The 23,230-nt window shown below is 40.8% G+C and carries 28 protein-coding genes; 11 read left to right on the forward strand and 17 right to left on the reverse strand.

All coding sequences use genetic code 11. From position 1 onward, the window contains the following. Window positions 1–22: 22 nt before the first annotated feature. From alr to nrdR, 12 genes are all read right to left on the reverse strand, one after another. Window positions 23–1,126: an alanine racemase gene (alr, locus tag I1J71_RS02335; RefSeq protein WP_195183575.1), complete on the reverse strand. Its 1,104-nt coding sequence runs from the start codon at window positions 1,124–1,126 to the stop codon at window positions 23–25. Then, the gene (gene acpS, locus I1J71_RS02340) at window positions 1,116–1,484 is read right to left on the reverse strand and encodes a holo-ACP synthase (RefSeq protein ID WP_229026613.1); all 369 of its coding nucleotides are present in this window, start codon (window positions 1,482–1,484) and stop codon (window positions 1,116–1,118) included. The genes alr and acpS overlap by 11 nt, the downstream gene beginning before the upstream one ends. Before the next feature lie 39 nt (window positions 1,485–1,523). Continuing rightward, window positions 1,524–2,555, reverse strand: a complete 1,032-nt coding sequence (locus tag I1J71_RS02345) for a 3-deoxy-7-phosphoheptulonate synthase (protein WP_195183577.1) — start codon at window positions 2,553–2,555, stop codon at window positions 1,524–1,526. Window position 2,556: 1 nt separating this feature from the next. Continuing rightward, window positions 2,557–3,588 (reverse strand): 3-deoxy-7-phosphoheptulonate synthase, encoded by a 1,032-nt coding sequence (locus tag I1J71_RS02350; protein WP_006152856.1) that lies wholly within the window; start codon window positions 3,586–3,588, stop codon window positions 2,557–2,559. 80 nt (window positions 3,589–3,668) lie between these two features. After that, on the reverse strand, window positions 3,669–6,182 hold the full coding sequence (gene secA / locus I1J71_RS02355) for a preprotein translocase subunit SecA (RefSeq protein WP_195183578.1): 2,514 nt from the start codon (window positions 6,180–6,182) through the stop codon (window positions 3,669–3,671). A 179-nt stretch (window positions 6,183–6,361) separates the two neighbouring features. Further along, entirely contained in the window at window positions 6,362–6,955 is a 594-nt protein-coding gene (locus I1J71_RS02360) for a LemA family protein (RefSeq protein WP_070678788.1), read from the reverse strand. 38 nt (window positions 6,956–6,993) lie between these two features. Then, window positions 6,994–7,833: a TPM domain-containing protein gene (locus I1J71_RS02365; RefSeq protein ID WP_195183579.1), complete on the reverse strand. Its 840-nt coding sequence runs from the start codon at window positions 7,831–7,833 to the stop codon at window positions 6,994–6,996. Window positions 7,834–8,025: 192 nt separating this feature from the next. Further along, the gene (gene der, locus I1J71_RS02370) at window positions 8,026–9,336 is read right to left on the reverse strand and encodes a ribosome biogenesis GTPase Der (protein ID WP_004250788.1); all 1,311 of its coding nucleotides are present in this window, start codon (window positions 9,334–9,336) and stop codon (window positions 8,026–8,028) included. Window positions 9,337–9,349: 13 nt separating this feature from the next. After that, entirely contained in the window at window positions 9,350–10,063 is a 714-nt protein-coding gene (locus tag I1J71_RS02375; RefSeq protein ID WP_195183580.1) for an NADPH-dependent oxidoreductase, read from the reverse strand. Further along, window positions 10,060–10,956, reverse strand: coding sequence for a primosomal protein DnaI (gene dnaI / locus I1J71_RS02380; protein ID WP_195183581.1), 897 nt, complete (start codon window positions 10,954–10,956; stop codon window positions 10,060–10,062). Before dnaI ends, I1J71_RS02375 begins: the two co-directional genes overlap by 4 nt. Continuing rightward, window positions 10,957–12,126 carry a DNA helicase gene (locus tag I1J71_RS02385; protein WP_195183582.1) on the reverse strand — a complete coding sequence of 390 codons (1,170 nt, stop codon included), beginning with the start codon at window positions 12,124–12,126 and terminating at the stop codon, window positions 10,957–10,959. Further along, window positions 12,127–12,600 (reverse strand): transcriptional regulator NrdR, encoded by a 474-nt coding sequence (nrdR, locus tag I1J71_RS02390; protein ID WP_004250782.1) that lies wholly within the window; start codon window positions 12,598–12,600, stop codon window positions 12,127–12,129. 142 nt (window positions 12,601–12,742) lie between these two features. Between nrdR and I1J71_RS02395 the strand changes: the two genes are divergently transcribed. From I1J71_RS02395 to I1J71_RS02405, 3 genes are read left to right on the forward strand one after another with little or no spacing between them, the layout of a single operon-like run. Beyond that, window positions 12,743–13,108: a GntR family transcriptional regulator gene (locus I1J71_RS02395; protein WP_006149409.1), complete on the forward strand. Its 366-nt coding sequence runs from the start codon at window positions 12,743–12,745 to the stop codon at window positions 13,106–13,108. 3 nt (window positions 13,109–13,111) lie between these two features. Continuing rightward, window positions 13,112–13,807, forward strand: a complete 696-nt coding sequence (locus tag I1J71_RS02400) for an ABC transporter ATP-binding protein (protein ID WP_195183583.1) — start codon at window positions 13,112–13,114, stop codon at window positions 13,805–13,807. A gap of 15 nt (window positions 13,808–13,822) precedes the next feature. Next, complete coding sequence (locus I1J71_RS02405; RefSeq protein ID WP_195183584.1) at window positions 13,823–14,554, forward strand: hypothetical protein; 732 nt, start codon at window positions 13,823–13,825, stop codon at window positions 14,552–14,554. Window positions 14,555–14,623: 69 nt separating this feature from the next. On the opposite strand, the gene I1J71_RS02410 is transcribed toward I1J71_RS02405, so the two are convergent. Both I1J71_RS02410 and I1J71_RS02415 read right to left on the reverse strand, forming a co-directional pair. Next, window positions 14,624–15,319 (reverse strand): LrgB family protein, encoded by a 696-nt coding sequence (locus I1J71_RS02410; RefSeq protein ID WP_195183585.1) that lies wholly within the window; start codon window positions 15,317–15,319, stop codon window positions 14,624–14,626. Continuing rightward, complete coding sequence (locus I1J71_RS02415; protein WP_004250774.1) at window positions 15,316–15,690, reverse strand: CidA/LrgA family protein; 375 nt, start codon at window positions 15,688–15,690, stop codon at window positions 15,316–15,318. Before I1J71_RS02415 ends, I1J71_RS02410 begins: the two co-directional genes overlap by 4 nt. 180 nt (window positions 15,691–15,870) lie before the next feature. Between I1J71_RS02415 and I1J71_RS02420 the strand changes: the two genes are divergently transcribed. The 7 genes from I1J71_RS02420 (at window position 15,871) to queF (ending at window position 19,417) form a co-directional block, all read left to right on the forward strand. Next, window positions 15,871–16,251, forward strand: a complete 381-nt coding sequence (locus I1J71_RS02420) for a MarR family winged helix-turn-helix transcriptional regulator (protein ID WP_195183586.1) — start codon at window positions 15,871–15,873, stop codon at window positions 16,249–16,251. Between the two features lie 97 nt (window positions 16,252–16,348). Next, window positions 16,349–16,570: a DUF4649 family protein gene (locus I1J71_RS02425; protein WP_016466235.1), complete on the forward strand. Its 222-nt coding sequence runs from the start codon at window positions 16,349–16,351 to the stop codon at window positions 16,568–16,570. Between the two features lie 14 nt (window positions 16,571–16,584). After that, window positions 16,585–16,899, forward strand: coding sequence for a thioredoxin (gene trxA / locus I1J71_RS02430; protein WP_001029584.1), 315 nt, complete (start codon window positions 16,585–16,587; stop codon window positions 16,897–16,899). Window positions 16,900–17,101: 202 nt separating this feature from the next. After that, window positions 17,102–17,755: a 7-cyano-7-deazaguanine synthase QueC gene (queC, locus tag I1J71_RS02435; RefSeq protein WP_004250769.1), complete on the forward strand. Its 654-nt coding sequence runs from the start codon at window positions 17,102–17,104 to the stop codon at window positions 17,753–17,755. Beyond that, entirely contained in the window at window positions 17,755–18,198 is a 444-nt protein-coding gene (queD, locus tag I1J71_RS02440) for a 6-carboxytetrahydropterin synthase QueD (protein WP_000464566.1), read from the forward strand. Before queC ends, queD begins: the two co-directional genes overlap by 1 nt. Beyond that, window positions 18,191–18,907, forward strand: a complete 717-nt coding sequence (gene queE / locus I1J71_RS02445; RefSeq protein ID WP_195183587.1) for a 7-carboxy-7-deazaguanine synthase QueE — start codon at window positions 18,191–18,193, stop codon at window positions 18,905–18,907. Before queD ends, queE begins: the two co-directional genes overlap by 8 nt. 18 nt (window positions 18,908–18,925) lie before the next feature. Then, complete coding sequence (queF, locus tag I1J71_RS02450) at window positions 18,926–19,417, forward strand: preQ(1) synthase (protein ID WP_000082589.1); 492 nt, start codon at window positions 18,926–18,928, stop codon at window positions 19,415–19,417. Window positions 19,418–19,586: 169 nt separating this feature from the next. Here the strand turns inward: queF and I1J71_RS02455 are convergent, their stop codons facing one another. Both I1J71_RS02455 and I1J71_RS02460 read right to left on the reverse strand, forming a co-directional pair. Continuing rightward, window positions 19,587–20,255, reverse strand: coding sequence for an MIP/aquaporin family protein (locus tag I1J71_RS02455; protein ID WP_195183588.1), 669 nt, complete (start codon window positions 20,253–20,255; stop codon window positions 19,587–19,589). A 109-nt stretch (window positions 20,256–20,364) separates the two neighbouring features. Beyond that, window positions 20,365–21,156 carry a DUF2785 domain-containing protein gene (locus I1J71_RS02460; protein ID WP_195183589.1) on the reverse strand — a complete coding sequence of 264 codons (792 nt, stop codon included), beginning with the start codon at window positions 21,154–21,156 and terminating at the stop codon, window positions 20,365–20,367. A gap of 273 nt (window positions 21,157–21,429) precedes the next feature. Here I1J71_RS02460 and I1J71_RS02465 point away from each other — a divergent pair, with 273 nt between their 5' ends. Continuing rightward, complete coding sequence (locus I1J71_RS02465) at window positions 21,430–22,194, forward strand: (S)-acetoin forming diacetyl reductase (RefSeq protein ID WP_004250763.1); 765 nt, start codon at window positions 21,430–21,432, stop codon at window positions 22,192–22,194. 293 nt (window positions 22,195–22,487) lie between these two features. Here the strand turns inward: I1J71_RS02465 and I1J71_RS02470 are convergent, their stop codons facing one another. Then, window positions 22,488–23,150, reverse strand: a complete 663-nt coding sequence (locus I1J71_RS02470) for a hypothetical protein (RefSeq protein WP_195183590.1) — start codon at window positions 23,148–23,150, stop codon at window positions 22,488–22,490. Between the last annotated feature and the right edge of the window lie 80 nt (window positions 23,151–23,230).

A 23,230-nucleotide genomic window follows, 5' to 3' on the forward strand; every position in this document is an offset into this window, starting at 1 on the left:
TCTTCTCCTTTCCTTCTATTTCTTAATAATATTCTCTTGGAATTCGATCACTGAGGAGACAAACTACCTCATAATTGATAGTTCCTCGGTAAACTGCTACATCTGTTGCAGTAATTTCTTTATCACCGTCTGAGCCAATTAAAGTTACCTTGGTACCCAATGGGTAAAGCTTAGGTAAGCGAATGGTGATTTGGTCCATGGATACACGCCCTACAATGGGACACAATTGGCCATCCACCAGAACTGAGAAATTCTGCATGTCTCGTGTCCAACCATCTGCATAACCGATTGGCAAAGTGGCAATGACTTGCTCACTGTCTGCCTGATAAGTCGCTCCGTACCCCATACAAGCTCCAACCTCTACTGTTTTGACATGAACGATGGCTGACTCCAAAGTTAAGGCTGGTTTTAGTTCATAAGGCAATTCCAAAACTTGACCACTTGGATTGAGACCATACATGGAATCCCCCATGCGAACAGCATTAAAAATCGTTTCCGCATGCCATAAAGTCGTTGCGGAGTTACTTGCATGAACGAATTTGGGCACTTCCTTCATGCCTGTAAGGATTGTCTTGAAACAGTCCAGCTGTTGCTTAAAGTAGCTATCTGACTCTTCATCTGCAGTAGCAAAGTGCGTAAAGATTCCCTCGACAGAAGCACCATGGTTTTTGAGCATAGCTTGGGCTTGTTCGGCCTCACTAGCACTTCTAAAACCAATTCGTCCCATCCCCGAGTCAATCTTAAGGTGAACGGTTAAACCTGATAAGTCTGACTCAGTATCAAGGAGATTCTCAATCCATTCCAATCCTGCCACTGTCAAGGTAATATCAAAATCCTTAGCCAATGAAAAAGATTCAACCTCAGATACTCCCAAAATGAGAATCTTCTTAGTGATACCTGCCTGACGGAGTTCGATGGCTTCATCAATATTTGACACACAAAAGCCATCTACATCATCCTGGATAGCTCTTGCAACAGCTATCGCTCCATGTCCATAGGCATTGGCTTTCACAACCGCCCATTTGAGAGTGCCTTTAGGAATGTGTGCTCCCATCTGTTGGATATTGTAGCGGATTGCTTCTAGATTAATAAGGGCCTTGGTTGGTCTATGTGGACTAGTTTTCATGATTTTCCTCCAAAATAACACTAGCTGTCACAAACTGTTCTGTATGGCTAATCGATAACCAAACATTTCCTGAAAATGGGGATTTGCTGAAGTAGGGAGCTCCCTTCTCATTGTTCAAGACTTCCAAATCCTGAAAGCCTAGCTTCCCAATTCCCGTTCCCATAGCCTTTGAGAAAGCCTCTTTAGCTGACCAACGACCAGCCAAATACTCGACCTGTCTGCGACCTTTGAGACTGGCAAAGCGCTCCATTTCCTTGCCTGTCAAGACACGCTGGGCAAAACCTTCTCTTTTTTCAACTGCATTTTGTATAGAAGCTAATTCTTCAATATCGATTCCGTGTCCAACTATCATTTTCATCAAAAGGAGTTGAGATTCCCCCAACTCCATCCTTTTCACTTATTTTGTTAAGGTAGAATAGATTTCTTCTACTAAAGCTACTGTATTTTCCCAGCCCAAACATGGGTCTGTAATGGAACGTCCAAAGATTTCTGGTTGGTTTTGGCGCCCATCTGCTAAGTAAGACTCGATCATGAAGCCTCGAATTGTCTTCTTAATCTTTTCATTCCAGTCACGGTTGAGAAGAGTTTGGCGAACAATGCGAACTTGCTCCATATACTGTTTCCCTGAATTATCATGGTTGGTATCAATCATGATAAAGGGATTTTCGAGCCCCATAGACTCGTAACGACCGATGGCATTTAAGAGGGTTTCATAGTAGAAGTTAGGTTCATTTTTCCCGTATTCATTCATAGCTCCACGAAGGATGACGTGAGCCAAGGGATTTCCTGAAGTTTCAACTTCTTGACCATGAAAGAGAAAGGTTTGTTTGTTTTGTGCTGCATAAATAGCATTAAACATCACAGATAGGTTTCCAGATGTTGGGTTCTTCATTCCCACTGGTGCATCGATTCCTGAAGCTACAAAACGGTGTTCTTGGTCTTCTACTGAGCGCGCACCTACTGCATGATAACTCACCAAGTCATCAACCAAGACAAGATTGGCTGGATAAAGCATTTCATCTGCTGTAGTCAATCCTGTTTCTGTAATCACCCGATAATGAAGCTGACGTACAGCCTGTAAACCATTGATTAAGCTTGGAGCTTTAGAAGTATCTGGCTGATGAACCAAGCCCTTGTAGCCATCTCCATTGGTACGTGGCTTCGCAGTATATACACGCATGACCATGAAAATCTTGTCCGCCACTTTTTTCTGCAAGTCTGCCAAACGGCGAGCATACTCAAGAACTGCTTCTTCATTGTCAGACGAACAAGGTCCAATGACTAAAAGGACGCGGTCATCCTTTCCTGAAAGGATATCTGCGAGTTCTTGGTCACGGCTTTCCTTATACTGCAAGGCTTCTGCAGATAGCCGTGTTTCCGCCTTAATCGCTTCAATATCGATTTCTTGACCTTTCTCGATAAATGCCATATTATTCTCCTAGTCTTTGGTAGATTTCGCGAACAAGAGCTTCCGTATTTTCCCATCCTAGACATGGATCGGTGATAGATTTTCCAAAGACCTCTGGTTCATTTTGACGACCATCTTCTAGATATGACTCAATCATGAAACCACGAACATATTTTTTAATCTTTTCATTCCAATCACGGTTAATTAAAGTCTGGCGAACGATACGAATCTGCTCCATATACTGTTTCCCTGAGTTATCATGGTTGGTATCAATAATGATGAATGGATTCTCAAGTACCATCTTTTCATACTGAGCAATAGTATCCATCAAATTATCGTAGTAGTAGTTAGGAATGTTTTTCCCGTACTCGTTAAGAGCTCCACGGAGAATAGCATGCGATAGAGGATTTCCAGTAGTTTCGACTTCTTTCCCTAGGAAAAGAAAACTCTGCTTGTTTTGAGCTGCATAAATACCGTTAAACATGACATTGAGATTTCCTGAGGTTGGATTTTTAAAACCTGTCGCAAAATCTGCTCCACTAGCTACAAAACGGTGTTGTTGATCTTCGACTGAACGGGCTCCAACTGCCATATAAGAAATCAAATCATCTACTAAAGGAAGGTTCTCTGGGTACAACATTTCATCTGCTGTTGTCATTCCTGTTTCAGAAATAACACGGTAGTGCAGATGACGAACCGCCTTGATCCCATTGATGAGGCTAGGCGCTTCTTTGGCATTTGGTTGGTGAATCAAGCCCTTATATCCATCACCATTAGTACGTGGTTTAGCAGTATAGACACGCATGACCATAAAGACGCGGTCTTTGACTTCTTCCTGAAGTTTTGACAAACGCTTAGCGTACTCTAGGACCGCTTCTTCATTGTCAGACGAACACGGACCAATCACCAACAAGATGCGTTGGTCTTCCCCACGAATAATTGCTTCAAGCTCTTGATCACGTTGGAGTTTGTTCGCAAGTACTTGTCCTTCTAGTTTAGACAAACTACGAACTTCATCAATATTAATTTTAGGGCTTTTTGCTGTAAATACCATTATCCATCTCCTTATAAAGCAAACGGACGCCAAGCGAAAATTCACTTTTCACTAGGCATCCGCCTGAAAATTAATCATTCTTAACGTCGTTTACCGTGACAGTTTTTAAATTTCTTACCAGATCCACATGGGCATAAGTCATTACGTTTTACTTGACTGAGGTCCAAATCAGCTGGGAGATTTGTCTGTTGAGCAGCAATATTTCGAGTTGCTGTCGTACTGATATGATGTTCAGTTTGTGGTCGTTCTTGTTCATGAATTTGTGCTTTCATCATCAAGCGAGTCACATCAAACTCAATCGAACCAATCATATCATTAAACATACGGAAGCCTTCTGCTTGATATTCCACGACAGGGTTGTTTTGGGCATAACCACGAAGACCAACTGCATTTCTCAACTGATCAAGGGCATCGATATGGTCAGTCCACTTGTTATCTACAACACGTAGAATCAAGACTTTTTGGAATTCTTTCACAGCTTCTTCATCACGAAGTTTAGCAACTTGGCTATCGTAGACTTTCAATGCACGTTGGTATAGTTCATCCTTGATAGCTTGGTCTGACAAACCTTCTAGGTCTGAAAGTGAAATTGAATCTTCTGGAAGCAAGTTGTACTTGGCAAAGTTCAAGATTGCTTCAAGCTTTTCATCTTGTTTAGAACGAGCATGCCCATCGACAATTCGTCCAATCGTACGGCGAATCATGGCGTGAATTTCAGGAGCCAAGTCACGTTCTGCAGTGATAACATCATAGCGTTGTGCGTAGATGATCTCACGTTGTTCACGCATGACATCGTCATATTGAAGGACTTGTTTACGAGTATCGTAGTTATTTCCTTCAACACGTTTTTGCGCTGCTTCGACCTGACGTGTCAACATACGAGATTCGATGGCTTCGTCAGACATATTAAGACGTTCAAAGACACCTTTCAAACGTTCTGAACCGAAACGCTTCATCAAATCATCTTCGAGTGACAAGTAGAACTGTGACTCACCTGGGTCACCTTGACGACCTGAACGTCCACGAAGCTGGTTATCGATACGACGGCTCTCATGACGTTCTGTACCGATGACACAAAGACCACCAAGTTCACGAACCCCTTCACCAAGCTTAATATCGGTACCACGACCGGCCATGTTGGTTGCGATAGTGATCGCACCACGTTGACCAGCGTTCATGATGATTTGCGCTTCTCTATAGTGGTTTTTAGCATTCAATACTTCGTGAGGTACGCCTGCTTCAACCAATTTCTTAGAAAGAAAATCACTGGTTTCAACGGCAACAGTACCTACCAAGACAGGCTGACCTTTTTGGTAACGCGCCTTAACATCTTCTACTACAGCCTTGAATTTTGCATCAAGACTAGCGTAGAGAAGGTCGGAATGGTCAATACGTTGGATCGGACGGTTAGTAGGAATTGGAATAACACGGATGTTGTAGATTTCGCGGAATTCTTCTTCTTCTGTTTTACCAGTACCAGTCATACCTGCCAATTTTTTATACATACGGAAAAGGTTTTGGTAGGTAATCGATGCTGATGTCTTAGTTTCATCTTGGATTGGCACACCTTCTTTAGCTTCAATCGCTTGGTGCAAACCATCAGAGTAACGACGACCTTCCATGGTACGACCTGTAAATTGGTCGACAATCAAGATTTCTTGTTCTTCGCTGACCACATAGTCAATATCAAGAATCATGATGTAGTTGGCACGAAGGGCGTTGTCGATAAAGTGAGTCAAAGCCACATTTTCGATATCATAAAGATTTTCTAGTTTGAAGAAACTTTCAGCCTTGTCAATACCTGAATCAGACAAACCGATTGTCTTAGACTGAATATCAATGATATAGTCATCTTTATCCAAAGACTTCACAAAGTGGTCAGCCATATGATAAAGTTGGCTTGTTTCAACTGCATTAGCTCCTGAAACGATCAATGGTGTACGAGCTTCGTCGATCAAGATAGAGTCAACCTCATCGACCAAGGCATAGTTGAGCGGACGTTGAACCATGTTCTCTGCACGAACAACCATGTTGTCACGAAGATAGTCGAAACCAATTTCTGAGTTCGTTGAGTAAGTAATGTCACAGAGATAAGCTTCTTTTTTCTCCATTGGAGATTTTGCAGCCAAATTGATCCCTACTGACAAACCAAGCCATGAGTACAATTCACCCATCTCAGTCGCGTCACGCTCTGTAAGGTATTCGTTGACGGTAACTACGTGTACACCTTTTCCTGAAAGGGCATTAAGGTATACCGGCATTGTCGCTGTCAAGGTTTTCCCTTCACCTGTACGCATTTCTGGAACGTCACCGTGGTGAAGAACAATACCACCCATAACCTGAACCTTGTATGGGAAAAGTCCAAGAACACGCTTAGCTCCCTCACGTACAACCGCAAAGGCTTCGTACAAGAGTTGATCAAGCGTTTCACCATTTTGATAACGTTGCTTAAATTCTTCTGTCTTAGCTTGCAACTGCTCGTCTGTCAAAGCAGCCATTTCATCTTCGTATTTGAGGACTTTATCAGCCATCTTTTCTAAGCGACGAAGTTCCCCTTTATCATTTTCGATGATTGTTTTTAATAAATTTGCCATTTTTTTCCTTACTTTAAATTCTGAATATTTTAGAATGTTCTTTTTATTGTAGCATATTTGCTCAGCTTTTTCAAGAAAGAATCCGTGTTTATACAAGCTAAAAAAGGCTCATTTAGAGCCTTTTTTTGTAAATGTTCAAACTATTGCTAATCATTGATTTTCTTTTAAAAAATTCAAGCCTACTCTTTGGTTGTAGAAGTACTAAAGTCAACCTTTGGAGCTGTCTTAGCTTCTTCGCTTTCTTTAAAGGTTTCTGCCTCTTTAAAATTCATCATATTAGCAAAAAGAACTGTTGGGAAGCTTCTTAATTTTTGATTGTATTCTGTTGCCACTTTGTTGTAATCCTTGCGGGCTACAAAGATACGATTTTCACTTCCAGCCAATTCTGTCATGAGTTGTTCCACATTTTGATTGCTCTTGAGTTCTGGATAATTTTCTGTTAGCGATATCAAACGTGAAATAGCTGAACTTAACTCTCCTTGAGCCTCTTGGTTTTCTTTTGAAGTCACGGAGCCATTCCCAATTTTAGCACGAGCTTCCGCAATCTTGGTAAAAACCTCTGTCTCATGGTTCATCTGGCCTTTTACAGACTCTACCAAATTTCCAATCAAGTCAGAACGACGTTGAAGAGCTGTCGCTACATCAGCTTGCGCTTGTTCGACCTTGGTTTGTTCAGAGACAAGTCCGTTATAAGTGCCTACTACTGAGCAACCGCCAAGCAAGATAATAGCCAGCAAAATGCCCAACACATAAATAATTCCTTTATTTTTCATATCTAAACCTACTTATTTCCTTAAATTTTATACGAGCATCACCAATCATCTGATGAACCACCGCCATCGAAGCCACCACCGTCCCAGCTACTAGAAGAGTCTGAGCCTGAATCGGACCAAGATGAACCTGAGTCGGATGAGTCACTAAACCACCATCCTCCGTCAGAGGAACCTCCTCCTCGGCCACCGCCGCCTCCTCTAATAATAGCTATAAATACGATAATGAAATAAATGATTATCCCGACTCCGAACACATTGTCCATAGGGTCACTGTTCTTACGATGACTAGACGAGCTACTATTGCGACTCGATTTTTTCCCACTGATGCTATCAGAATAACGTTTGATTTCAGAGGATTCATCAGATGGAAATGTTCCACTTCCTCTATAAAACTGATTGTCCAAGGCTTTGGCAATCGCTAGAATTCCTTTACCATAGTCACCAGTTTTAAAATCTGTACGGCTGGTTGCCAAGATCTGCTTGGTTTGATAGTCCGTTATTCTAATGGCGGTGTTATTACTGGTTTCAATTCTTGATTTACGGTCTTGAACGGCTACTACAATGAGACTTCCAAAATTATCTCCTGAATAGCCAATCTTCCAAGCCCTGGCAGTTTCATTAGCCACCGTTTCAATGCTTTCTCCTTCCAGACTATCTACGATATAGACACCTATTTGAAGCTTTTCTGCCTTTTGACTATTGGCTTCATTCAAATCACGAATCTGAGTAACTACTTCCTCTGTCAAATAATGATTTGGGTCATAGATACCATAGTCTGGTTTTTCAGGTGCAGTGAATGCTGATAGGAAGAAAAATGCCATCAGCAATCCAAGTAGACGCACCAAGAAAGGATTCTTTAACAATCTATCTTTTTTCATAATAACCTCCTTATGCAAGGAAAATTGTTTAGAGCATTATAGCATTTTGAATCTTACAAAGAAAGTACCTTTCCATTACAAAACCGTAACAAGGACTAGAAAAATGATGTTAATTTGATGACAAATTTAGATCTACGCTCTTGGTATCCTCTACAAAAAAGAAGGCCTGAGAACCTTCTTCTTTTTATCATTTTATTTCCGTTTTCTTGCGATCAGATGGATTGGTGTCCCTTCAAAGACAAAGGCCTTGCGGATTTGATTTTCCAAGAAACGCAAGTAAGAGAAGTGCATAAGTTCTTCTTCGTTGACAAAGATCACAAAGGTCGGTGGTTTAGTTGCCACTTGAGTCGCATAGAAGATCTTAAGACGTTTCCCTTTATCAGTCGGTGTTGGATTGATGGCAATAGCGTCCATAATGACATCATTCAAGACAGCTGATGGGATACGAGTGTTTTGACTCTCGCTGATTTGTTTAATCATCTCTGGAAGTTTGTGGAGACGTTGCTTGGTCAAAGCCGAAACAAAGATAATCGGTGCGTAAGGCAGATATTGGAACTGCTCACGGATATCCTCTTCCCAGTTTTTCATGGTGTGGTTATCTTTTTCAAGAGTATCCCACTTGTTAACTACGATGATCATCCCTTTACCAGCTTCGTGGGCAAATCCAGCGATACGCTTATCATACTCACGGATGCCTTCTTCGGCATTGAGGACCATCAAGACTACATCTGAACGGTCAATAGCTCGCATGGCACGCATGACTGAGTATTTCTCTGTGTTTTCATAGACTTTACCAGACTTACGCATACCAGCCGTATCAATCATGGTAAACTCTTGGCCATCCGCATCTGTAAAATGTGTATCAATGGCATCACGAGTTGTACCAGCTACAGGACTGGCAATGACGCGATCTTCTCCCAAAATAGCATTGATCAAGCTAGATTTTCCGACATTGGGGCGACCAATCAAGCTGAATTTAATGACATCTGGATTTTCATCTTCGACTTCATGTGGTAGATTTTCGACGATAGCATCCAGTACGTCCCCTGTACCAATCCCATGCACAGATGAAATTGGCAATGGTTCTCCCAGTCCAAGAGCATAGAAATCATAGATATCATTTCGCATTTCCGGATTGTCAACCTTGTTGACAGCTAGGATAACAGGTTTATGAGTTTTATAGAGTTTACGGGCTACGTATTCGTCAGCATCTGTGATTCCTTCTTTTCCAGAAACTACAAAAACGATGACATCAGCTTCTTCCATGGCAATCTCTGCCTGGTGCTTGATTTGTTCCATAAATGGAGCATCAACATCATCAATCCCTCCAGTATCAATCATACTGAAAGAACGGTTAAGCCATTCACCAGTAGCATAGATACGGTCCCGTGTCACTCCTTCGACATCTTCTACGATTGAGATGCGTTCCCCTGCAATACGGTTAAACAGGGTTGATTTCCCAACATTGGGACGTCCTACGATGGCAACAGTTGGTAAGGCCATGTTTTCTCACTTTCTACAATAAGTTCTTTTGTTCAAGATTTTCTCTAGTTGAGCTTGGTTCAGGCTGACCGAATTGCTCTGCAAGACGTTGACTCCAAGTGGTAGTCGCACGAGCTCCTGCATATTCGGTCTGCACACGGTCATAGGCTTCAATAGCCTCAGCTGTTTGTTCTTGGTATTCTTCCTCAAAAACAACATTCTCTAGTGGTAATCTTGGTTTTACATCATGTTTTTGGTTCGGCACACCGAGTGCAATCCCAAAAACTGGGTAGGTATAATCAGGAAGCTTGAACAATTCTGCTATTTCAACAGATTTGTAACGCACCAAACCGATGATTACTCCACCATAGCCAAGGCTTTCTGCCGCAAGCAAGGTATTCTGTCCAGCCAAGGCTGCATCTACTGAAGTAATGAGGAGTCCTTCCACCCCTTGAGGTTGGAAAGTATCGGTATGGAGACGAGCCCCTTTTTCTGCACGGTTTAAATCTCCTACAAAGAGGAGGAAGGCGGCAGACTGACGAATCGCTTCCTGAGGAACCAGCTCAAAAAGAGCATCTTTCTTTTCTTGACTTCTGACTAGAATCACAGAATAAGATTGGAAATTTTTCCAAGAAGAAGCCATTTGGGCAGCTGATAAAATCTCATTCAAGTCCTCTTGAGGAATCGCTTCTTCTTTAAATCTGCGAACCGAGGTATGAGATTTCATTAATGTGATTGTTTCACTCATCGGCGATTTTCTCCTTCTAGTCGTGTTTCTTCTGCTAAATAACGGATACGCTCCATAACGCGTCTAGCTTCCCATGTTTCATCGTTTCCGTTCTTGCCTTTAGCAAAATGTTTTTCCAAATCTTCAAAATTGAAATTTGAGGTAAAGAAGGTTGGCAAATCTTCCTGCATACGATATTGGAGAATGACTTGTAAGACTTCATCACGAACCCAAGGCGTTGATTGCTCCGCACCAATATCATCCAAAATCAAGACTTCAGCTTGCTTGATTTCATCCACCAAATTCTTAACATTCCCATCACCGATAGCATTTTTGACATCAATGACAAAGCTAGGATAGTGAAGAAGAGTAGATGAAACGCCACGTTTTTCTGACAAATCATGAGCTAGGGCAGCTACCATAAAGCTCTTCCCAACACCAAAGTCTCCATAGAGATAGAGACCTTTACGGTTTTCTGGGTAATCATTAACAAATTTAATCATTCTATTTAGAACAGCTAAACGTGCAACATCATCACGATAAACATCTAAAAAGCTGACATTTTTCAAACTAGATGGTAAATTGATTAATTTTAGACGTTTCTTAATAGCTGCTTCCTTCTCAGCCGCGATTAGTTCCGGAGTTTCCTCATAAGATACATCCGCGTAACCATGATTCATGACTAAAATTGGCTTAAAACCACGAGCAATATAGTCGGTATCTCCGCGAAGAAACTTATCACGCTCGGTGATGTATTGGTTAAACTTAGAGATACTACGATTCAATTCCTCTTGACTGAGAGATTCCTTCTGGATAAAAGCCGCAACATCTGGATCTTTTACAATTTGCTGAACCAAGTCCTGGTATTGAAAACGGCTAGGATGACCTTTAAGTACATCTCCTACACTTTCCATCTATTCCCCTCCATTATCTAATTTTGCTAACAATTCTAGAGTTTGGCGTTCCATTTCTTCCAACTCCTCAGCTGATGACGTATTTTTATATTCTGGATTACTCCATTTTGGGACATTGCTTTTCGCTTGGCTTGGCTTCGCTGATTTTTTTTCTTGCCCCTTTTGATTTTTCTCTCTGATTCGAAGTACAGCTTCCTCAGCAGAACGAATCTTGTTATAAGAGTAATCATTAGCCACTTTCATGGCATATTTTTCATTGAGATTGGCCGAATCAACCTTATTGAAGGTCAAAAGTATAACAACATTGATGACTTCATCAAGCAGTCCCAAATTCGCCATCTGTTTTAGCAAATCGCGTTCGGCTTGGATAATCCCAGCATTTCGGGTTTGTTTGATTCCCGCTAAAAATTGCAAGGCAGTTTTACTTTTAGCTTCTCGGATAATGGTCGCTTCTTGGGGACTAAAGTCCGATGCAACACACTCTTGTGCTAATTTTTCATGCATATGCTTGACAGAAATGACTTGTGAAACAGCTGTTGATTTGGCCAATTGATAGGTTTCAAACCAGGTCCATTTTTTCTCATCAGCAATTTTAAATAACTCTAAAACATCTGACTGTTCATCTTGGAAACGGAGATTATCTCTCGCCATGAGCTGACGAAAATGCTCCAAATCAAAATCATTTTTAAAATCAGCTTTTACTGGTATCTCATCATGACTAGCCAATTCTTCTATCTCTGGAAAGGCTTGACTCAAAGGAACCGTCAAAGCTTCTCCGTTTGCCTGCTTTTGGCGCAAATCAGAAACTGCTGGCTCACCGATTTTTTTCTCCAATAAGGTACGATAAACCGTATGACGCAAGAAATCTGAGCTAGAAAGCGTCGGATGAATAGCAAGTTCATAGCCGTCACCCTTTTGATAGAGGGTAACCAAATTGAAGGCTGATAAGATTTTAAAAGCCTTTAACAGCCTGTCCATTCCAAAATTGAGATGATTGAGGATAGCTGCAAACAGGTGTTCTTTTTGTCCATCATCCCAAAAAGCTAAGGTATAAAGGTAAAGACTCAGCGCATCCTGACCGATAATCGGGAGGTAGCACTGCACCAAAGTTGTGGGATCTTGCGACACCCGATTATTCTTTAGAAAAGAAAAACGATCATTAGGCTTCATTTATTTTTCCTTTTTCTTCTTTGAAGATTGCGTAATTTGTTTGAGAAGATTTTCGAGCTCACTCACGTCTTTAAAGCTACGATAGACGCTGGCGAAACGAACGTAAGTGATTTCATCCAGTTCAGCCAATTCTTCCATGACCAGAGAACCAATATCTTCACTTTGAATTTCATTATCATTGCGACTGAGGAGTTTTTGTTCGATACGATTGACCACCATGCCAATCTCATCACTAGACACCGGACGTTTCTGGGCTGAGCGAATAATCCCGTTAAAGATTTTATCTCTTGAAAATTGTTCCCGTGTACCATCTTTTTTGACAACTACTAGTGTTCTCTCTTCAACTCGTTCATAGGTTGTGAAACGGTGTTGACATTCTTCACACTCACGTCTACGTCTAATGGTATTTCCTTCTTCGGCCTGGCGACTATCGATAACACTGGATTTAGTAGCCCCACATTTTGGACAACGCATGCCTTCCCCTCCTTGTCGTTTTCTTTTCATTATACCATTTTTTAAGCAATTCCCAAAATAATTCTCCTTTTAGCTTGACAAGTTTTTTGTTTAGTTGTATTATTTAAATGACACAAAAAGGAATTGTAGAAAGGAGACCGTGATGTCCTGGACATTTGATAACAACAAACCCATTTATTTGCAGATAATGGATAAGATCAAACTGCAAATCGTTTCTCATAAACTAGAACCCAACCAACAACTGCCAACTGTCAGAGAACTGGCTAGTGAGGCTGGCGTCAATCCTAATACCATCCAACGTGCCCTATCAGACCTAGAAAGAGAAGGCTTCGTATACACCAAGCGGACTGCAGGGCGTTTTGTCACCGAGGATTTGGACCTAATCCTCCAATCCCGGAAGCAACTATCAGAAGAACAGTTGCAGCAGTTTGTAACAGGTATGGTAGAATTTGGCTATGAAAAAGAAGAACTACCAACTGTTTTGAGAGATTATATTGAAGGAGTTTAGACTATGACCTTGTTAACGTTTGAAAATGTTTCAAAATTCTATGGAGCAAGCCCTGCTCTTCAAAATGTTTCCCTTGAAATTCCAGCAGGAAAGATTGTGGGTCTCCTTGGCCCAAACGGTTCCGGAAAAACAACCCTGATTAAACTAATCAACGGTTTACTCCAACCAGAGCAAGGGCGTATCCTCATCAATGGCATGGAACCAAGCCCAGCAACTAAGGCTATCGTTTCTTATCTACCTGATACGACCTATCTCAACGAACAGATGAAGGTCAAAGAAGCTCTTACCTTTTTTAAGACCTTCTATAAAGATTTTAATCTGGAACGTGCTCAAAGTCTTCTTCGTGACCTTGGTATCGACGAGAATAGCCGTTTCAAGAAACTCTCAAAAGGGAACAAAGAAAAAGTTCAGTTGATCCTTGTCATGAGTCGTGATGCTCGTTTGTATGTCCTTGACGAACCTATCGGTGGTGTCGATCCTGCAGCTCGTGACTACATCTTGAACACCATCATCAACAATTACTCTCCAACTTCGACTGTCTTGATTTCAACTCACTTGATTTCCGACATCGAACCAATCTTGGATGAGATTATCTTCCTCAAGGACGGAAAAGTTGTCCGTCAAGGGAATGTGGATGATATTCGTTACGAGTCAGGTGAATCAATTGACCAGCTCTTCCGTCACGAATTCAAAGCCTAGTTAAAGGAGATTGTTATGTTTTGGAATTTAGTTCGTTATGAATTTAAAAATGTCAACAAATGGTTTTTAGCCCTCTATGCAGCTGTACTATCCTTATCTGTCATCATAGGTATTCAGGGCAGTAGCCTCTCAAGCACCTATTATCAAGATAAGGGTGTTGTCATGTTAGTATTTCTATCTCTAGTTTTTGGTGGTCTGGTCATTACTTTGAGTATCTCAACCTTGATTTTGATTATTCAACGATTTAAGGGAAGCGTTTATGATCGTCGTGGCTATCTAACTCTAACCCTTCCAGTATCTGAACACCAGATTCTCTCCGCTAAACTTCTTGGAGCCTTTGTTTGGTCTTTGGCAAGTACAGTGGTCTTCCTTTTTAGCCTTTATATTATCATTTCCATGATTGAACCAGACGCCTTCCTATCTAGTTTTGCCGAGTATATGCTAAAAAATTATACAGATGATTTCTGGTTAGCCTTGATTTCCTATATTTTTAACACTCTTGCAGGTATTCTTTGTATCTACTTGTCTATCTCTATCGGCCAACTCTTTAATGAATACCGTACAGCTCTTGCGGTCGTTGCCTACATCGCCATCCAAGTTGTTCTTGGATTTATCACCCTCAATCTTCGCATCGATTTCGACTACAATTGGGTATTATCTTTTGAAATTTTCAAGGACTTAATCCTTAGCGTCGGCTTCTATCTCGGAACCTACTATATCTTAAAGAACAAAGTAAACTTACAATAATGAATAAAGCCCCTAGCAAATAAAGCTAGAGGCTTCTTTTTACACAAAGAAATATAACATTCTTATTTTTTAACTCAATATCAAACCTGCTACGATGGGACTTACAAATACATAGAGAATACCGGTGACACCGATAGCCAGGCCACCCATAGCCCCCGCAACAGCTCCATAACGAAAAGCTGTTCCAGTCCCAACTGCGTGACCAGTTCCTCCAAGAGCAAGACCAACAGCTACTGGATCGTCAATTTTTAGCCATTTTAGAAGCGTTGGTCCTATAACGCTGGTCAAAATGCCAGTTGCTACCACAACTACCAAGGTGATCGTCGCTATCCCTTGTAGCTTATCCGTAATTCCAACTGCCATGGCCGTCGTTACAGACTTTGGGAAAAGCGAAATCGCCAAGAAAAAATCCATACCGAAAATTTTTGCAACTAAAGCTGTAAAAATGGTATTCACAACAACCGCTAGAAAACTACTGAGTAAAATACTCCTTACATGGTGTTTCATGAGGTGAAAACTCTTATAAAGAGGAATTCCTAGAGCTACTGTTGAGGGAACAATCAAGTTATTGAGGTAGACTCCACCTTGGTAATAGGCAACGTAAGAAATACCAGTCAATTTTAGAAAAACAATGATAAATACAGTTGCTAACAGTAAGGGAGTTGTTAGAGGATGAGGGTACCGCCTAAAGATAATCATTCCTCCAAGATAAGCCAAAATGGATAAGGCTATTCCAAAAAGTGGATTGGATACAAATTCGCTCATTTGGCACCCCTTTCTTCGTAATCTCCTTCATAACGCTTTTTGATAAACTGAACTACAAGCGCAATCAAGATAATATTGATAACTGCTGCAAAAAAGACAATCAAGACAATGGGCAATAAATAAGGAGCAATCACATCAAATTTCTCCATAATCCCAACTGCAGGAGGTAGAAAGAGGATAGTCATATTAGCTAGCAGAAAATTCCCAACCATGTTGACATGCCGTACCCGCAACCACTTGAACTGCAAGGCTAAAAATAAAATAATCAAACCGATAATGCTTCCAGGAATAGGCAAATGGAAAAAGCTAGAGATTCCCTCACCAATCAGTGAAATGACAAAGAGAATCATTAACTGAACATATAATTTCATCGTTTACTCCACAAATAGACTTTCTGCATACCAGTTTACTCTTTTTTCAGAAAATTTCAAGGAAATACACAAGAAACATCCTTCTTGCTATCTATTCCAAAAAGTTGTATACTAATTGCGTGCGCAAGCATCTCAGATAGGTAAATCTGTTTATAACTACTATATAGAAAGGAGATTGATATGACTTACTTAGAAAAATGGTTTGACTTCAACCGCCGACAAGTAGAGCTAGAAGCTCTTTTAGAGCAAACGATTGCTGAGCAGAGTGACCAAAGCCTAACGCTCAAAGAATTCTATCTCTTGCACTTTTTAAATCAGGCTCAAGAAAAATCTTTGAGACAGATTGACCTGCCGGACAAACTTCATCTGAGTCCAAGCGCTGTTTCTCGAATGGTAGCACGACTAGAAGCTAAAAACTGTGGTTTGCTTAGTCGGAGATGTTGCGAACAAGACAAGCGAGCTAGTTTTATCTGCCTGACTGACGAGGGACAAACAACCCTAGCTTACCTGCAAAAAGCCGTCGAAGAAAGACTGGAAACTAGTCTTGATTTCATTCCTTAATCAGATTTTCAAAAAAAGTTGCGTGCGCAATCAATTTTCTTGACATTCCTTTTTCTGAGGAGTAAAATGAAAACATAATTTAGCAAAGGAGAATCCTATGATTGAAATCACTTATCTAGATGCCAGCAAGCAAGAGAGAACCATGACCTTCGAGTCATACGAAGAATTTGAGCGTTCTCAGCAAGCCTGTTTGATTGGTGTCGCAGACTACTACCCAGTTCAAAAGTTAACCTATAAGGGACATACTTTGGACTACCATGGGACTTATGGAGATGTCTTCTTCTATCTCATGAAACAAGATTTAAGCCAATATAATTAAAAAGGAGAAATACTATGGCAAAAGCAATTACAGATGCAACATTCGAACAAGAAACTAAAGACGGTTTGGTCTTGGTAGACTTCTGGGCAACTTGGTGTGGTCCATGTCGTATGCAAGGTCCAATCTTGGATAAATTGTCTGAAGAACTTTCAGAAGATGTCTTGAAAATCGTTAAAATGGATGTTGACGAAAATCCAAACACAGCTCGTTCATTCGGCATCATGTCTATCCCTACTCTTCTCTTCAAGAAAGATGGACAAGTTGTTAAACAAGTGGCAGGTGTCCACACTGCAGAACAAATCAAAGCCATCGTTGCTGAATTAAGCTAATCAAAGGAGAGACCAAGTGCATTCATTTGGTCTCTTTTTTCTTGCCCTTTGCCATTTTTCAAAAAATATGCTAGACTGTAACTAGAATATTACGATGTTTGGGACATGCCATCGCTAAAAAAAACCTCTACTTGGTATTTTTTAGCTCCCTCTGGGGAGCTTTTTGCGTGCTCTGAACATTTCCCATTTTGGAAGGAGTACTATGAAACGTCAATCAGCCTTGGTCGTCTTTAGTGGCGGTCAAGATTCAACAACCTGCCTTTTCTGGGCCAAGCAACACTATGAAAGGGTTGAAGCCGTTACCTTTGCCTACGGTCAACGCCACCATTTAGAAATTCAAGTGGCTAAAGAAATCGCTGAGGAACAAGGAATTCGTCATCATATCCTAGATATGTCTCTGCTAGGACAAATTACTGAAAATGCCTTGACTTCAGATTTAGAAATTGAGCAAAAAGAAGGAGAGGTGCCTAATACCTTCGTTGACGGTCGCAATCATCTCTTTCTGTCCTTTGCGGCAGTCCTTGCCAAGCAGCGTGGAATTACAGATATCGTGACAGGAGTGTGCGAAACAGACTTCTCAGGTTATCCTGACTGTCGGGATGTCTTTGTCAAATCACTCAATGTCACGCTTAACCTTGCTATGGATTACGACTTTGTGATCCAAACGCCTCTCATGTGGTTAGACAAGGCTGAAACTTGGGAATTAGCTGACCAACTTGGTGCCTTTGACTACGTTCGTGAGAAGACCTTGACCTGCTACAATGGGATTATCGGTACTGGTTGTGGAGATTGTCCTGCCTGCCATCTACGCCAACATGGTTTAGAGGTTTATCTCTCTCAGAAAGGAGAGGCCTGATGTTTTTTGCCCCCAAAGAAATCAAACAAGAAACTGGGGAATCTCTTGTCTACAATCCTCACAGAACCTTAGTCTCAAAAGAATTTACCTTCGATGCTGCCCACCACCTCTTTCACTATGAAGGAAAATGCAAATCCCTACACGGTCACACCTATCATCTGCAAATCGCTGTCAGTGGATTTTTAGATGATAGAGGTATGACCTACGATTTCGGAGACATCAAAGCTATCTACAAGGACTACTTAGAGCCCCACTTGGATCATCGCTATCTCAATGAAACCCTGCCCTACATGAATACGACTGCTGAAAATATGGTTTACTGGATTTTCCAAACCATGAGCCAAGAGTTGCCAGACGAGCGCGGTCTCCGTTTGGAATATGTTCGCCTCTATGAAACTCCGACTGCCTTTGCGGAGTTTAGACGGGAGTGGTTAGATGACTAAGGAACGTGTCCTCAAACTACCAGTTCTAGAAATTTTTGGGCCTACATTTCAAGGTGAAGGTCGTGCTATTGGCCAGAAAACCATGTTTGTCCGCACTGCTGGTTGCGACTACCACTGCGACTGGTGCGATTCCGCCTTTACTTGGGACGGTTCTGAAAAACCAACTCGTATGACAGCTGATGAAGTAATCGCTGAGTTAGACAAACTAGGAAGCTACGACTATGTCACCCTATCTGGGGGAAATCCTGCTATCCTAGCAGCCAACATGGCTGAGCTAGTAACCAAACTCAAGGAACGTGGGGTCACTCTGGCTGTTGAGACCCAAGGCTCCCGCTGGCAAAATTGGTTAAAAGATATAGACCAAGTCACTCTGAGTCCTAAGCCTCCTTCCTCCAAGATGGAAGTCAACTTTGAGACCTTGGACTTTATCGTTTCCCAACTAGACCCAGACAAAGTAACCTTTAAAATCCCTGTCTTTGATGATGCAGATCTAGCCTTTGCCAAAGGTATTCAAGAACGCTACCAACCAGATGTCCTCTTCTTATCGGCGGGAAATCCTGAGCCCAAGGCTACAGGCAATATTGTCCAAGACCAACTCGACCGCCTCAAAGAACTCTGGGAACGTGTCGCTGCCGACGATAGCTGGGGCAATGTCCGCGTCCTTCCTCAACTCCATACCCTCCTCTACGACAACCAACGTGGTGTTTAAGATTAGAAAGAAAAAATCATGTCACAACAAGAAGAAATGAAAAACCTCAGCCTATTGGGCAACAAAGAAACCAACTACATTTTCGAATATCAACCCGAAGTCCTCGAATCCTTTGACAATCGTCATGTGGAAAATGACTATTTCATCAAGTTCAACTGCCCTGAATTTACCTCACTTTGTCCCATCACTGCTCAGCCAGACTTTGCAACTATTTATATTTCCTACATTCCTGACAAGCTCTGTGTCGAGTCAAAATCCCTCAAACTCTACCTTTTTAGCTACCGAAACCATGGAGATTTCCATGAAAACTGTATCAACACTATCGGGAAAGACTTGGTCAACTTGCTAGACCCTCGCTATTTAGAAGTCTGGGGGAAATTTACACCTCGCGGTGGCATTTCAATCGACCCCTACTACAACTACGGTAGACCTGGAACCAAGTATGAAGGATTGGCAGAACAACGCCTCTTCCAACATGACCTCTATCCAGAGAAAATTGACAACCGTTAAACTCATACTCAATGAAAATCAAAGAGCATACTAGGAAGCTATCTACAACCTCAAAGCAGTGCTTTGGGGTTGCAGATGGAAGCTGACGTGGTTTGAAGGGATTTTCGAAGAGTATAATACGAAAAAGCCCTGTTCCTCATCATGAGGAGCAAGGCTTTTTGAGTCTCAATTATTCTTCAGTCCCAAGGAAGTTTTTAGCAACAAGGGCTGCAAGAATTCCACCAACGATTGGTGCAAGGATGAAAATCCAAACTTGTTGAAGAGCTGCGCCACCTACCAATACAGCAGGAGCCAAGCTACGAGCTGGGTTTACTGAAAGTCCAGTGATGTTCAATCCCACAAGGATCAAAGCTGTCAATGACAAACCGATCACCAAACCAGCAATTGCGCCATTTCCTTTGCTTGCTGATGTTACAGTCATGATCACCAAAACAAACAAGAATGTTGCGATTGTTTCAAACAAGAAACCACCAAAGACAGTTACACCGTTTGCCAAGGCATTTTCACCAAGACTTGCCGTTGACATACCTGAATTTGCCAAGAGGAAGAATACAGACCCTGACGCAAGGAAAGCACCGACTACTTGACCAAGGATGTAGTTTACAAGTTCTGAAGATGACAAACGTTTGTTCACAAACATAGCGATAGAAACAGCTGGGTTCAAGTGAGCACCTGAAACAGTTCCGATTGAGAAAGCTGCGACTACGATTGCCAAACCAAATGCAAGAGCAATTCCAAGGTGTCCAAGTCCTTCAACACCATTTCCAAAAACAACAGCTCCTGTTCCGATGAACACAAGCATAAAAGTACCGATTAATTCAGCAACAAATTTTTTCATATTAAGTCTCCTTTTTTCAAACTATGTATTAGTCTATCAGAAGAAGGAAAGGGTTTCAAGAAATGTGCTTGGAAACTTTGTGTAAATTTTCACATTTAATAGTCGAAATCTAATATTGAAAAGATTGAATTGCTTCTTTCAAGTTATCTTGTAAACTATTTCTCTGGTCGAGTTGAACATAGACTTCTAATAGAAAAGATCTAAAATTGGAAAATTTATAAAAATCTTCCGTCGCTTCTATCGGGAAATCAAGTGACTTTATCCAAGAGGTTAGTGTCGCTTGATCCACCTTGCCTTGCAAAATAGGTTCGTAAAGCACTCTGGCTAAGCGCCATTCCTCATCATCTATAAATCGAATCGAAATTCTTTTAAACAGTTGACCAAGGATCTCAAACACCTCATAAATTCGACTTGCAGAAAAGTCTGGATGACAAACGACTTCAGTCAAGAGATCCGCTCCATGCGCAAAAGCATGTACCCAACCATACTGGCTTGAAAAACCAGTCGTATCCTCTTCTTTTTCAAGGTAGTGCAATCCTTGATCGAGCATCGTATTTCTGATATCAGTTTTAAGCACTTGATAATAAATAGAGTGTTGGTTGCCATCGGCGGATAAGAGATTGGCATAAATAAGTGCCCTAAAAGAACGTTCAAGCGTTGAAGTTCCTAGCTTATCGAGCTCTTTATCTAGTCCACCATCAGAAACAATCATAGCAGATATAAATTGAAATTGCTCCTTTGTAAATAACTCTTCTTGGATCCCTCTAGCCAAACTGGTAAAAACCAATTCATCTCGAATTTCTGGACTCGAATCCCCTAAGTGCTCAAGTAACCACTGGAGTTCTTTTTGACTATAACTCGGTTTTTCTTCTATTACTTTTCTTTTCAATTCTTGATACATCAGCCTACCTCCAATCATACACATCTATTATACAACATTCTTTTCTAGCTATCTTCATTATAAGAAATAAACATGTTAGTCTCAGATAGTTTTTTCACTCTTAGAGGGTTAATTTTTCCCAAAAACCAGTCTTTGTTTGACACAAATTTCACAAAGTTGTATACTAAAAAGCGATAGGACTTCTTTTAGAAACTTATCAGTACTCACTTATAACCCTTTGCTGTTCTTTTATGAACGTTTGAATGGTATCACGGATACCAAAGGAGGAATCATATGTCTAAAGTAGCTATTGTTACAGGTGCAGGTCAAGGAATCGGTTTTGCAATCGCAAAACGCTTGGTCCAAGATGGTTTTAAGGTTGGGGTATTAGACTACAATGCTGAAACAGCTGAAAAAGCAGTTGCTGAGTTGTCAGCAGAGAATGCTTTAGCTGTTGTAGCAGATGTGTCTAAACAAGCAGAGGTTGCTGCAGCTTTCCAAAAAGTTGTAGACCATTTCGGAGACTTGAACGTTGTGGTAAACAACGCTGGTGTCGCTCCGACTACACCTCTAGATACGATTACAGAAGAACAGTTCAATCGTACCTTTGCTATTAACGTCGGTGGGGTAATCTGGGGAGCACAAGCTGCTCAAGCTCAATTCAAAGCACTTGGTCACGGTGGTAAAATCATCAACGCTACTTCTCAAGCAGGTGTTGTTGGAAATCCAAACTTGACTGTTTATGGTGGTACAAAATTCGCTGTTCGTGGCATTACTCAAACATTGGCGCGTGATTTAGCTGATTCAGGCATCACTGTTAACGCTTATGCTCCAGGTATCGTTAAAACACCAATGATGTATGATATCGCTCACGAAGTTGGGAAAAATGCAGGAAAAGACGACGAATGGGGTATGCAAACATTCGCAAAAGATATTACATTGAAACGCCTATCTGAGCCAGAAGATGTCGCTGCAGCGGTTAGCTTCCTTGCTGGACCAGATTCAAACTATATTACAGGTCAAACCATTATCGTCGATGGTGGTATGCAATTCCATTAAGATAAAAAAAAAGAGGTTGGAAAATAATCCAACCTCTTTTATCATCTCTATGATTCCAATTTCCAGAGTCATTTTGTGTTAGTTAAACTAATCTTTCATCAAGACTAGGAATACTCTCTGCTCTAAATAGTGTGATTTGCCCTGTTTTAATAGAGCACAAGATTAGGAACAGTTTGGATATCCATTTTTTTGCAAAGGAAAGGGCATCTCAAAATCATCAAAAGTAATATTTGCTGCATCTAAAGTAGCAATTCCACTGTTCACATATTTTTCATCTTTCATTTTATTTCCTTTTAATTCGATACCGTTTCTATAAATGTATAAACATTATCATAGTGAACAGTTATTGAATAATAGTAATAATCGTCGTTTCGGTATGAGCTTCCAAAACTTAATGTTGCTTGTTCATTTTCATCTTTTTTAAAATACTGATTGATAGTTTGATTCCGAACTAAATAATCAATATCAAATGCCCCATTATTACCATTATAATTTTTAGATTTCATAGACAATGAAGATAGAAAAGAGTGATTAACTGTTAACTTTTGAAATAAAAATCCATCAAAAGGCCACAGTTCTTTCGCCTTCTTCTCATCAGAAAAGATAAATTCCCCGTTAATATAATCTACTTTTATAGTTTCTTCGGGCTTTTCAGTAATATCTTCAGAAGCACGTGTCTTAGTTAGAACTCCAGAAATTGTTTGGTTACTACTATCTCCTTGTAAAGTTATCTCTATAATATAGGTTCCACGTTTTATATATACTTGATTTACTTTGAACCCTTCCGGAAATTGCTTAAACAAGTCAAATAGATTCTCGGTTGGATAGACACGACTGATCTCAGAGACTTTGTTCTCAATCCATTCTCGACTGTTCTTATTTTCTCCGCACCCTGCCAATCCTATCATGATCAATCCTCCTAAAAGTACTATTGTGAGAAATATGCGTTTTTTCATAACCTTCTCCTTATTTATAACATTCAATTAAACAACTAACCGTAGTTCCCATATAGTATATCATAAAAGACTGATATGAC

Origin of the sequence: Streptococcus infantis (genome assembly GCF_015546995.1) — a bacterium.
GTDB classification, from domain to species: Bacteria; Bacillota; Bacilli; order Lactobacillales; family Streptococcaceae; genus Streptococcus; species Streptococcus infantis_J.